We start from the raw sequence: 11,472 nt of genomic DNA on the forward strand, positions 1-11,472 counted from the left end.
ATCAATGCACGCGCGGTTGGCTGAGGCGCAACGTACTGACGATAGCGGCCACCGCAGCGAAGCTACCGGCCGCGATAAGCGAAGCATGGGTGCCGTTGTCGCTGAACAAATTGAATGCCAGCGCGACCAGCGCCGCACCGGTGGTTTGCCCGACCAAACGCGCGGTACTCAGCATGCCGCTGGCGCCGCCGCTGCGCTGCAAGGGCGCGGCGGTAAGAATGGTGTGGTTGTTGGGTGACTGAAACAGCCCGAAGCCGGCACCGCAAAGCAGCATCCGCAGCATGATCTCCAGATGGCTGGCCTGTTGCGGCAAGGCGGCCAGCAGAAACAGCCCGGTGGCAAATACCGCCAGGCCCACGCCTCCCAACAAACCGGCATGCAGCCGATCCAGCAATCGTCCGGCAATGGGCGCCATGACCATGGTTGCCAAGGGCCAGGGCGTCATCAACAAACCGGTTTCGATCGCACTCAAGCCCAGGGTTTTCTGAAAATAGAAGGGGATCGAGACCATGGCCATCATCTGCGCGACAAAGGAGCAGACGGAGGTGCAGATCGACAACGAGAAAATCGGTATGCGCAGCAGATCAACCGGCAATAGCGGCAACGGCTGATCCAGCTGGCGTTTGACGAAGAACCACCCCACCAGCAGCGCGCCAACCAGCGGAAACCCTATGGTCCAGCCGGCATGGCCCTGGGCAAACCCGGTCAGGGAAACAAAGAACAACCCAAAGGTCACCGCGTTGAGTAACGCACTCCACTTGTCGAAGCGTTGCTCACGCGAGCCTTCGTTGGCCGGCAGAAACCGGTACCCGATCACCAGCGCGAGCAAACCAAAGGGCAGGTTGATGGCAAACAACCAGGGCCAGTCGGCCACCGCCAGTACACCAGCCGCCACCGTGGGGCCGGCCGCCGCTGCTACCGCAACGATCAGCGTGTTGATGGCCACGCCACGGCCCAACAGATGCGACGGGTATATCAGCCGCGTCAAAGCGCCATTGACGCTCATCACCGCCGCCGCGCCCAGGCCCTGCAGCATTCTGGCGATGGTCAGGGTCAACAGGGAATCACTCAGGGCGCAGAGCACCGACATGCTGGCAAAGACGCTCAGCCCGATCAGGTAAACCTTACGGTAACTCCAAAGATCACCGAGGGACGCCAGCGACAGCAGCGTCATGGTGATCACCAGTTGGTAGGCGTTGACGATCCAGATGGAGTTGGCCGCGCTGGTGCCCAGATCATCGGCGATGGTGGGCAGGGCGACATTGGCGATCATGCCGTCGAGCACCGCCATGGTCACACCCAGCGCGATGGCGAAGATCGCGCCGAGGCGTTGCGGCATTGGCAGACCATCGGCTTGCTGCATTACGGAAAAAAGCCCTTGCGAGAGGTCGCGCACCCTGCGTGCGCGGAAGCCTTCAGCTCTGCAACATAGCACAGAACGCCGGCAGGCCTTTGCGCCGAGCCGCACTCACAACAGGCTTGCCTGGGCGACGACTCAGCACCAGCCAAGCACGTCGTGCACCGGCGCCTCGCGCTGCAACAGGCAGCGTCCATCACGGATGGAAGCCAAGACCGGCGTCTGGTTCAGCAACACCTCGTAGGGCGTACTGCCGTTGAGGATCATGCAGCGCGCCGGCAGGCCCGGAGCGATACCGTACTCGGCAATGTTCAGTGCGGCAGCGCCATTATCGGTGATGATCTCCAGCGCGGTTTCTATGCGCTCGATGCCCAGCATATGGCAGGCGTGCAGGCCTACATCCAGGGTGCGCAGCAGGTTGCCGTTGCCCATCGGGTACCAGGGATCGCGGATGGAGTCCTGACCGAAGCAGACCTTGAGACCGGCATCCAGCAATTCGGGAACCCGGGTAATGCCGCGGGACTTGGGATAACCATCAAACCGCCCTTGCAAATGCAGGTTCTCGGTGGGCAGGGCAACAAAACGCAGATCGGCTTTCTGCAGCAGGCGGAACAACTTGCTGCAATAGGCATTGTTATAGGAATGCATGGCGCAGGTGTGGCTGGCGGTCACCCGGCTGCCGTAATCGCGACTCAAAGCCTCGGCGGCCAGCACTTCGAGAAAGCGCGAGTTGGGGTCGTCAATTTCGTCGCAATGCACGTCCACCAGGCAATCGTTGGCCTCGGCCAGCGCCATCAGCAGCTTGACCGATTCCACGCCGTAATCGCGGGTAAACTCAAAATGCGGAATGCCGCCGATCACGTCAGCACCCAGCTCCACCGCGCGACGCATCAGCTCCTGCCCACCGGGATAGGAGAGAATGCCCTCCTGCGGAAAGGCCACAATCTGCAGATCGACGTGCTCACGCACTCGCTCACGCACCTCGACCATCGCCTGCAGCGCGGTGAGTGAGGGGTCGGTCACGTCCACGTGAGTACGCACGTACTGAATACCGTGCGCGGCAAACAGCTTGAGGGTTTGCTCGGCGCGCTGGATCACGTCCTCACGACTCAGCGTGGCCTTGCGCTCAGCCCAGCACTCGATGCCTTCGAACAGCGTGCCACTGCGATTCCAGCGCGGCTCGCCAGCGGTCATCGCGGCATCCAGATGAATGTGCGGTTCGACAAAGGGCGGCAGCACCAGGTTGCCGGCCGCGTCCAGCTGCTGTGCAGTGGCGCTGAGGCTATCGTGCTGCAGTTCGATGGCGCTGAAACGACCCTCACTCAGGCGCAGGGTGTGTAGCCCCGTCTTGCCGGTAAGGCGGGCATTGATGATGGCTTCAGGTGGTTGAATCATTCAGTTATCTCCAGGGAGGCTGACGCGCCTGGCACTTCGGCCAGTAGCGTGTTCAGCAAAATCAGGGTGTGTTGGTCCGTGGCCTTGTGCGGGTCCAGACCGGTCAGGCGAAAGAGTTTATCGAGTCGATAGCGCAATGAATTGCGGTGGCAACCCTGGGCCTTGGCTGCGGCACTGAGATTGCCCTGATGCGCCAACCAGGCGCCCAGGCTATCAAGTAGCGGCAACACCTCGGTAACCGGACACCTGATAAAGGGTTGCAGAAAATCGGCCACCTCAGAGGGCGAGCCTAGACGCTGTTGCAAGCGTTCTGAAAGGCTACCGGCGCATAGCTCATGCTGCCGCGCCTGTGCCTGCTCGCACCGCACTATGGCCCGGCCGATGGTTTCAGTGACCTGCACCATAGGTAAGGAGTAAGGCTGCTCCAGCAGCGGCATCTGCAGTTGATCGGCCAGGCGCAGCAGGGCATTGGGCACCTGCCCTATATAGGCGTCGCCGGTTAGGATCACCAGACCAGAGACCTCACTGGCGACGGCTTCATACAAGCGTTCAGTCAGACTGTTCTGGCTGTGATGCCGGCTGATGCCGGTGATGAACACCAGCTCACCGCCCTTGACCCAGGGGCCGAAAGAGCGATTTTCTGCCACATAGGGCCAGCGCACTTGGCGCTGTGCTCCTGCCAGGCCGGCGCGCAACTGCATCGCAGCCAGGCCGGGCAGTTGCGGGATGTCCTCGCAGCGCAGGGGCATGGTTCAGAGGCTACTCACGGCACTGGAGCGCCGCGCCTTGACGCCAGCCACCACGGTTTCCAGTAGCGCGTAACTGAAGGCGGCTACCAGCACGCCGACCACAGGCGCGATCCAGGCTGAGGTGTAGGCTACAAAGGAGCCAATGGCATAAGCACTGAGACCGATCAGATTGAATGCCGGTAGCTGTGCACTGGCAAGATCCGGATAGATGCCGCGGTAACGCACAAAGTAATTGGCCATGATCACGCCACCCACCGGTGGAATAAAGGTACCCAGCAGAATCAGGAAGGGAATTAACCATTCGTACATGCCCAGCACCGCCAGCAAGGTGCCGATGGCGGCACCCACCACGGTGACCGTCTTGCGGCGGCGGGTGCGCAACAGATTGCAGCCGGCTACGGCAAAGTTGTAGACGGTGTTGTCCTGAGTGGTCCACAGGTTGAGAAACAGCATCAGAATCCCCAGCGTCGCCAGGCCCTGCGCCACCATGATGTCGACGATATCAGCCTGCTGATACACCAAGGCGCCCAGTGCTCCCACCAGCGTCATCAGACCATTGCCTAGAAAGAAGGCCGCCAGAGTAGCCCAAACCGCCGTCTTGCCGGAGCGTGCAAAGCGCGTCCAGTTGGTGGCCTGGGTGCCGCCACTGACAAAGGTACCAAACACCAGGGTGATGGCCGCTGCCATGCTCAGATCACTGGTTGGCGCGATGCTGGTCAGGCCAGTCAGGCCACCGGCATCGGATGCAGCAATGAACATGCTGACGGCAATCAGCACCATCATCGCTGGCACGGCAACACGCGACAGCAACTCCAGGCCGCGATAACCCACAAAGGCAGTGACACAAAAGCCGAAGCCAAAGAGCACCATCAACGGCAGGGTGGCGCCTTCCGGCAGGCCGGTCATCTTTACCAGCAATAGCGCCATGGTCGCCGTTCCCCAGGCGTACCAGCCAATCTGGGTAAAACCGAGAATGAAGTCGGACAACTTGCTGCCAATCTCACCAAAGGCGTAGCGGCTCATCAGCGCCGTATTCAAGCCCGAGCGCGCCGCGATGTAACCGAGCACCGCAGCGTAGACGCCCAGCAGCAGATTACCGATCAGCAGCACCCACAACAGGGTGCCGAAATCGAAGGCCGTACCCACGGTGCCGCCGGCCCACATGGTGGCGGTAAAAAAGGTAAAGCCGAGTAGAACCAGGCCCATGGACCAAAGGCTTTTTCTGGCTGACTCGGGTACTGCGCTAAGCGGGTAATCCTGTTCCTGCGCAGTGCTGGTGGTGTCTGTCATTGTGGCGCTCTCCTGTCATCGCATGCGTTTGCAGCCCTGCGTTGTTGCGCGTACGGCCGCCGGTTCGGTGGTTCGAAACGTATTTTTGCAATGCCTGTGCCAGCGGGCTGCTTTCCTGCCCTGAGTAACGAGTGGCTGACGTTATCTTTGTGCATATTGCACAAATCATCCAGGGGTGTGCGCCAGTTTGGAGCTCCTCCCCGCGTAACCCCACGCTGTTCTGCACGGTTCACGCCCCCTTGAAAGCGCTTCCTGCCAATTTATTTCACCTTAAAATCAGCGATGAGCCCTGTGGAAAACCGCCCCTGAGCCAGGGCCATAACCCTGTGGGTAACCTGCAGTGAAACCCCGCTGTGGATAAGTGACCTACTTATACACAGGAACAGGACCCTGCTACCCACTAGCGCAGTACCGCTTCCTAACAGGCTTATACTTCACGCAAGCAAATGATAAATAAGTGCTTTTTTGGCTTACCCACAGAAAAACGGCTACTCATTAGTAGTAACTACATTAAGCTTTATATAATTCTTTTTCTTTTATTCTATTTCTGTATTCCTGTTCGCCCACCTGCAAAAGCCCTGTACAAAAAATGCTCAGTAGCAGCTGCAATTTTTTCTCTCTGAGCCTATAATCAGCCCCCTTTTTCCGACGCCAGGCCAAACCTGAGCAACGACCTTACCAACGAGGTGATACGTGGATTTCCCAAATCGCTTTGACGTCATCGTGGTAGGCGGTGGGCATGCCGGTACCGAAGCTGCCCTGGCCGCTGCGCGCATGGGCGTTAAAACCCTGCTGCTGAGCCACAACGTCGAAACGCTGGGCCAGATGAGTTGCAACCCCGCCATTGGCGGTATTGGCAAGAGCCATCTGGTGAAGGAAATCGACGCCTTGGGTGGTGCCATGGCGATAGCGACCGACAAGGCCGGTATCCAGTTTCGCGTGCTCAACAGCCGCAAGGGTCCGGCAGTGCGCGCTACCCGTGCGCAGACTGATCGCGTGCTGTACAAAGCGGCTATTCGCGAGATTCTGGAGAACCAGCCAAATCTGTGGATATTCCAGCAGGCCTGTGACGATCTGATTGTTGAACAGGGCGAAGCCAAGGGCGTGGTCACCCAAATGGGCCTGCGTTTTCTTGCCGACAACGTGGTACTGACCACCGGCACCTTCCTCGGCGGTCTGATCCACATTGGCCTGGACAACTATTCCGGTGGCCGCGCGGGCGATCCGCCGGCCATTTCGCTGGCCCAGCGTCTGCGCGAGCTGCCATTGCGGGTTGATCGGCTGAAAACCGGTACCCCGCCGCGTATCGACGGTCGCAGCGTGGATTTCAGCAAGATGACTGCGCAGCCCGGTGATACCCCGATTCCGGTGATGTCGTTCATGGGCAACGCGCAGCAGCATCCGGCGCAGGTGAACTGCTGGATCACCTACACCAACGAACGAACCCACGAGATCATCCGCAACAACCTGGATCGCTCGCCGATGTACACCGGCGTGATCGAAGGCGTGGGACCGCGGTATTGCCCCTCGATCGAAGACAAGATTCACCGCTTTGCCGACAAGAACCAGCATCAGGTGTTCATCGAGCCGGAAGGGTTAACGACCCACGAGCTGTATCCCAACGGCATTTCGACCTCGCTGCCGTTCGACGTGCAGCTGCAGATCGTGCAGTCGATTGTCGGCATGGAAAACGCGCACATCCTGCGCCCCGGTTACGCCATCGAATACGATTACTTCAATCCTCAGGACCTGAAGTACTCGCTGGAAACCAAGGTGATTGGCGGCCTGTTCTTTGCCGGCCAGATCAACGGCACCACCGGTTACGAAGAAGCCGCTGCGCAGGGTCTGTTGGCGGGTCTCAATGCTGCGCGCCGTGCCCAGGGCCAGGAAACCTGGTGCCCACGCCGCGATGAAGCCTACATCGGCGTGCTGGTTGACGACCTGATCACCATGGGTACCCGTGAGCCTTACCGCATGTTTACCTCACGCGCCGAATACCGCCTGGTGCTGCGCGAGGATAATGCCGATTTGCGCCTGACACCCAAGGGCCGCGAACTGGGTCTGGTCGATGACGCCCGTTGGGCGAGGTTCAACACCAAGCGCGACGCCATCGAGCAGGAGACCCAGCGGCTACGCAGTATCTGGGTGCAGCCGGGCAGCGATATCGGCAAGGCTTACAGCGAGCGTTACAACACGCCGCTGACCCACGAATACAACCTGCTGGATCTGCTGCGCCGGCCGGAAGTGGACTACCAGGCGCTGACCGAACTGACCGGCACCGTGGATATCCCGGCCGATGCCGCCGAGCAGGTCGAGATTCACACCAAGTACGCCGGTTACATCGAGCGTCAGCAGGAAGAGATCGACCGTCTGCGCCAACACGAACAGACCGCATTGCCGCTGGATCTGGACTACAGTGCGCTCAACGGCTTGTCCAACGAGATCCGTCACAAGCTGGCCGACGTGCGTCCGCAGACCTTGGGGCAGGCTTCGCGTATTCCGGGTGTTACCCCGGCTGCCGTCAGCCTGCTGCTGATTCATCTGAAAAAACGCAATGCCCTGGGTGGCAGCAAACTGGCCCAGGAGGCATAACATCGATGGCGGACCACGCAGCACAACTGGCCAGCGGTGCCAGTCAGTTGGGGATTGATCTGCAACCGCAGCAAAGCGACAAACTGCTCGCGTACCTCGGGCTGTTGAACAAGTGGAACAAGGCCTACAACCTCACTGCGGTGCGTGACCCGGATGAAATGGTCAGCCGCCATCTGCTCGACAGCCTGAGCATTCTGCCATTTGTGCAGGGTGATACCTGGCTGGACGTAGGCAGCGGCGGCGGCATGCCGGGTGTGATTCTGGCCATCATGTGCCCCGATCAGCATTTCAGCCTGCTCGACAGCAATGGCAAGAAAACCCGCTTTCTTACCCAGGTCAAACTGGAGCTGGGGCTGGATAACCTGCAGGTATTCAATTGTCGGGTAGAAGCGCTGGAAGTCGAGAAACCCTTTGCCGGCATTACCTCGCGTGCCTTCAGCGCACTCGGCGACTTCGTCGACAAGACCCGCCAGCTGGGTAACGCAGAAACTCGCTGGTTGGCGATGAAAGGCGTGTATCCTGAGGACGAACTGGCGGCAATGCCGGTCGACTTCACGCTGGAGCGTAGTGCAGAATTGTCGGTCCCCGGTTGCGTCGGCAGCCGGCATCTGCTGATACTGCGACGCACGGATCAGAGTTAATCGTAAAGGAGGTCAATGTGGGCAGGGTTTTGGCAGTGGCCAACCAGAAAGGCGGTGTGGGTAAAACCACCACCACCATCAATCTTGCCGCCTCCTTGGCCGCGACCAAGCGCAAGGTACTGCTGATCGACCTCGACCCGCAGGGCAATGCCACCATGGGCAGTGGCATCAACAAGGCCGATCTGGATAACTCCGTTTATGAACTGCTGACCGGGCGTTGCGAGTTCGATCAGGCGATGCAGCGTTCGGAGCACGGCGCTTATGATCTGTTGCCGGCCAACGGCGACCTGACCGCCGCCGAAGTTGAACTGATGAACATCAAGATGAAGGAAAGCCGGCTGCGCTACGCGCTGGTCAAGGCGCGTACCCAGTACGACTTCATCCTCATCGATTGCCCACCTTCGCTGAACATGCTGACGGTCAATGGCCTGGTTGCAGCCGACGGCGTGATTATCCCGATGCAGTGCGAGTACTACGCGCTCGAAGGCCTTTCGGCGCTGGTCAACACCATCGGCCGCATCAGTTCGGTGCTCAACCCCTCGCTGCAGATCGAGGGGTTATTGCGCACCATGTATGACCCACGCAACAGCTTGACGCTCGACGTCTCGGCGCAGCTGAATGCGCATTTCGGCGACAAGCTCTATCAGACCGTGATTCCGCGCAATGTGCGTCTGGCCGAAGCCCCCAGTTTTGGCATGCCGGCGCTGGCCTACGATAAGCAGTCGCGCGGCGCAGTAGCCTATCTGGCGCTGGCCGGTGAACTGGTGCGCCGCACTCGACAGGCAGCCAAAGCGGCCGCCGTGACAGATTTGAACGAATAACCAACAAGGACAATACCGGCATGGCGGGCAAGAAACGCGGCTTGGGACGGGGACTGGATGCGCTGCTCGGTCAGGGCAACGCAAGCGACGGTACGGGTAACCTGCATGATCAGCAACTCAAGGAACTGCCGGTCGACCTGATTCAGCGCGGCAAATACCAGCCCCGCCGTGACATGGATCCACAGGCGCTGGAAGAACTGGCCGACTCCATCCGCGCCCAGGGCGTCATGCAGCCCATCGTGGTACGTGCGATTGGCGACGAGCGTTATGAGATCATCGCTGGTGAGCGCCGTTGGCGCGCCACTCAGCTGGCCGGTCTGGACACCATTCCCACGGTGATCCGCGATGTGCCCGACGAGGCGGCCATTGCCATGGCGCTGATCGAAAACATTCAGCGCGAAGACCTCAACCCGATCGAAGAAGCCATCGCCCTGCAGCGACTGCAGCAGGAGTTCGAACTGACCCAGCAGCAAGTCGCGGATGCGGTCGGCAAGAGCCGGGTGAGTATTACCAACCTGCTGCGCCTGACCAGTCTGCCGGAAGACGTCAAACTCATGCTCGAGCGTGGCGATCTGGAAATGGGTCACGCCCGCGCGTTGCTTGGCTTGCCTGCCGAGCAACAGACTGCCGCCGCGCGCCAGGTAGTGGCAAAAGGGCTGACCGTTCGTCAGACCGAAGCCTTGGTACGCCAGTGGCTGAATCCGCGTCGCGACCCGGGAGAGCAACGAATGAATCCCGACGTCGAGCGTCTGCAACAGGATCTTGGCGAGCGTCTGGGTGCCGAGGTGAAGCTGCAACACGGCGCCAAGGGCAAGGGCAAGCTGGTGATCAGTTACAGTTCGCTGGACGAGCTCGATGGCATTCTCGGACATATCCGCTAAGCTCGTCTGAGCTCTTGAGGACGCCCCCAGGCTTGCCCTGGGTCAATAATTATTACAAAACATGACCATACAATGGCGGCGGACCCAGTTTAACCACAAGATGTAGTGCCCCGGAACCAATCGCAACCAAGTGGACATTAACTCCTGCGAACTTCAGGCATCATGCGCCTTCGCGGGGGTGAGGCAGGTTAGCGTTTTGTTGATTCACAACAGGTGAACACATATAATCACCGGCGCTTTACGGGTAGCCCGGTAATACGATTTAGACACGCAGCGTCCGGCGGGATGAACAGAGTAGTTATGACGACAATGAAGACCAATGCCATTCGTCGTCCCCCGCTAGGCAAGTGGTTTGCGTTCCAGGCTGGCGTAATTCTTTTATTGGGGCTGCTTTTCTGGATTAAAAGCCCTGTGGCGGCTTATTCCGCCCTGTTGGGAGGTGTCATCTTTTTCCTCCCCAATGTGTACTTCGCGCTCAAGGCTTTTCGCTACAGCGGTGCGCGTGCTGCCAGGCAGATAATGGGATCATTTTATAAGGGTGAGACAGGCAAGCTCATCCTTTGCGCCATCCTCTTTGCGATGGTGTTCAAAAGTATTAAGCCGCTAGACGTATCGGCACTGTTTCTAACATTTGCGATCATGCTGGTTACCAACTGGCTAACACCGGTAGTTTTCGGTGGTAAAACGCAGCAAAGCTAAAGGACCTGAGAGAACGATATGGCAGGCACCGCATCAGAGTACATCAAGCACCACCTTCAGAATCTAACCTATGGCAAGCTCCCGGCGGGCTATGAACGGGCCGACGGCAGCGTTCTGGAGAGCAGCACCTGGACCATGGCACATGGCGCGCAGGAAGCGTCCGACATGGGCTTCATGGCGATTCACGTGGATACCATGGGCTGGTCCATCTTCCTGGGTGGTCTGTTCCTGTTCTTGTTCCGCATGGCTGCACGCAAGGCAACCTCCGACACCCCCGGCGGGCTGCAGAACTTCGTGGAAATGATGGTCGAATTCGTTGATCAGAGCGTCAAGGAAACCTTCCACGGTCGCAACAAGGTCATAGCGCCCTTGGCGCTGACGATTTTCTGCTGGGTCTTCCTGATGAACCTGATGGACCTGGTGCCGGTCGACTTTATTCCCCAGCTGTTCCATATGGCGGGCGTTGAATACATGAAGGTCGTGCCGACCACAGACGTGAATGCCACTCTGGGCATGTCATTGTCGGTATTCGCACTGATCATTTTCTACAGCATCAAGGTGAAAGGCGTTGGCGGTTTTCTCGGCGAGCTGACGTTGCACCCGTTCTCTTCCAGCAACATCGTGCTCAAGGTGCTGCTGATTCCGGTCAACCTGTTGCTAGAAGGCGTCAGCCTGCTGGCCAAGCCGGTTTCTCTCGCCCTGCGTCTGTTCGGTAACCTGTACGCCGGTGAACTGATCTTCATCCTGATCGCCCTGCTGCCCTTCTGGGCGCAGTGGGCACTATCCGTGCCATGGGCTATCTTCCACATTCTGATTATCACGTTGCAGGCGTTCATCTTCATGATGCTGACCATCGTGTATCTGAGTATGGCGCACGAAGACAGCCACTGAGTTGGCGCAAACGATTTAGCTTTAACCGAAAACCCACAACTTGAAATTAACTGAAACTGGGAGCTTTAAATGGAAACTGTAGTTGGAATGACCGCGATTGCCGTAGCACTGCTGATTGGCCTGGGCGCACTGGGTACCGCTATCGGCTTTGGTATC

Annotated in this window: 10 protein-coding genes and 1 pseudogene; 7 read left to right on the forward strand and 4 right to left on the reverse strand. The window is 59.1% G+C overall.

The annotated features are described in order from the left end of the window. Nucleotide 1: 1 nt before the first annotated feature. The 4 genes from V7756_RS14130 to codB form a co-directional block, all read right to left on the reverse strand. On the reverse strand, nt 2–1,363 hold the full coding sequence (locus tag V7756_RS14130) for an MFS transporter (RefSeq protein ID WP_335610829.1): 1,362 nt from the start codon (nt 1,361–1,363) through the stop codon (nt 2–4). Between the two features lie 132 nt (nt 1,364–1,495). After that, nucleotides 1,496–2,752, reverse strand: a complete 1,257-nt coding sequence (gene codA, locus V7756_RS14135; protein ID WP_335610830.1) for a cytosine deaminase — start codon at nt 2,750–2,752, stop codon at nt 1,496–1,498. Next, nucleotides 2,749–3,501 carry a PucR family transcriptional regulator gene (locus V7756_RS14140; RefSeq protein WP_335610831.1) on the reverse strand — a complete coding sequence of 251 codons (753 nt, stop codon included), beginning with the start codon at nt 3,499–3,501 and terminating at the stop codon, nt 2,749–2,751. Before V7756_RS14140 ends, codA begins: the two co-directional genes overlap by 4 nt. 3 nt (nt 3,502–3,504) lie before the next feature. Then, entirely contained in the window at nt 3,505–4,791 is a 1,287-nt protein-coding gene (codB, locus tag V7756_RS14145) for a cytosine permease (RefSeq protein ID WP_335610832.1), read from the reverse strand. 693 nt (nt 4,792–5,484) lie between these two features. On the opposite strand from codB, the gene mnmG reads away from it, so the two are divergent. From mnmG to V7756_RS14180, 7 genes and pseudogenes are all read left to right on the forward strand, one after another. Next, a complete protein-coding gene (gene mnmG, locus V7756_RS14150; protein WP_335610833.1) occupies nt 5,485–7,383 on the forward strand; it encodes a tRNA uridine-5-carboxymethylaminomethyl(34) synthesis enzyme MnmG in 1,899 nt (632 codons plus the stop codon). A 5-nt stretch (nt 7,384–7,388) separates the two neighbouring features. After that, the gene (gene rsmG, locus V7756_RS14155; RefSeq protein WP_335610834.1) at nt 7,389–8,024 is read left to right on the forward strand and encodes a 16S rRNA (guanine(527)-N(7))-methyltransferase RsmG; all 636 of its coding nucleotides are present in this window, start codon (nt 7,389–7,391) and stop codon (nt 8,022–8,024) included. Nucleotides 8,025–8,041: 17 nt separating this feature from the next. Next, complete coding sequence (locus V7756_RS14160) at nt 8,042–8,845, forward strand: ParA family protein (RefSeq protein WP_335610835.1); 804 nt, start codon at nt 8,042–8,044, stop codon at nt 8,843–8,845. A gap of 20 nt (nt 8,846–8,865) precedes the next feature. Further along, nucleotides 8,866–9,726 (forward strand): ParB/RepB/Spo0J family partition protein, encoded by an 861-nt coding sequence (locus V7756_RS14165; RefSeq protein WP_335610836.1) that lies wholly within the window; start codon nt 8,866–8,868, stop codon nt 9,724–9,726. Between the two features lie 300 nt (nt 9,727–10,026). Further along, nucleotides 10,027–10,425, forward strand: coding sequence for a F0F1 ATP synthase subunit I (locus tag V7756_RS14170; protein ID WP_442909008.1), 399 nt, complete (start codon nt 10,027–10,029; stop codon nt 10,423–10,425). Between the two features lie 18 nt (nt 10,426–10,443). After that, a complete protein-coding gene (gene atpB, locus V7756_RS14175; protein ID WP_335610837.1) occupies nt 10,444–11,316 on the forward strand; it encodes a F0F1 ATP synthase subunit A in 873 nt (290 codons plus the stop codon). Between the two features lie 69 nt (nt 11,317–11,385). Beyond that, a pseudogene (locus V7756_RS14180) lies at nt 11,386–11,472 on the forward strand (F0F1 ATP synthase subunit C); the annotation flags it as partial.

It is taken from the genome of Halopseudomonas sp., assembly GCF_036961105.1.
Classification (GTDB): domain Bacteria; phylum Pseudomonadota; class Gammaproteobacteria; order Pseudomonadales; family Pseudomonadaceae; genus Halopseudomonas.

Excerpts from the sequence above, each read along its gene's own strand:
- V7756_RS14130 (WP_335610829.1), bottom strand. The coding sequence starts at position 1,363 with ATGCAGCAAGCCGATGGTCTGCCAATGCCGCAACGCCTCGGCGCGATC.
- codA (WP_335610830.1), bottom strand. The coding sequence starts at position 2,752 with ATGATTCAACCACCTGAAGCCATCATCAATGCCCGCCTTACCGGCAAG.
- V7756_RS14140 (WP_335610831.1), bottom strand. The coding sequence starts at position 3,501 with ATGCCCCTGCGCTGCGAGGACATCCCGCAACTGCCCGGCCTGGCTGCG.
- codB (WP_335610832.1), bottom strand. The coding sequence starts at position 4,791 with ATGACAGACACCACCAGCACTGCGCAGGAACAGGATTACCCGCTTAGC.
- rsmG (WP_335610834.1), top strand. The coding sequence starts at position 7,389 with ATGGCGGACCACGCAGCACAACTGGCCAGCGGTGCCAGTCAGTTGGGG.
- V7756_RS14165 (WP_335610836.1), top strand. The coding sequence starts at position 8,866 with ATGGCGGGCAAGAAACGCGGCTTGGGACGGGGACTGGATGCGCTGCTC.
- V7756_RS14170 (WP_442909008.1), top strand. The coding sequence starts at position 10,027 with ATGACGACAATGAAGACCAATGCCATTCGTCGTCCCCCGCTAGGCAAG.
- atpB (WP_335610837.1), top strand. The coding sequence starts at position 10,444 with ATGGCAGGCACCGCATCAGAGTACATCAAGCACCACCTTCAGAATCTA.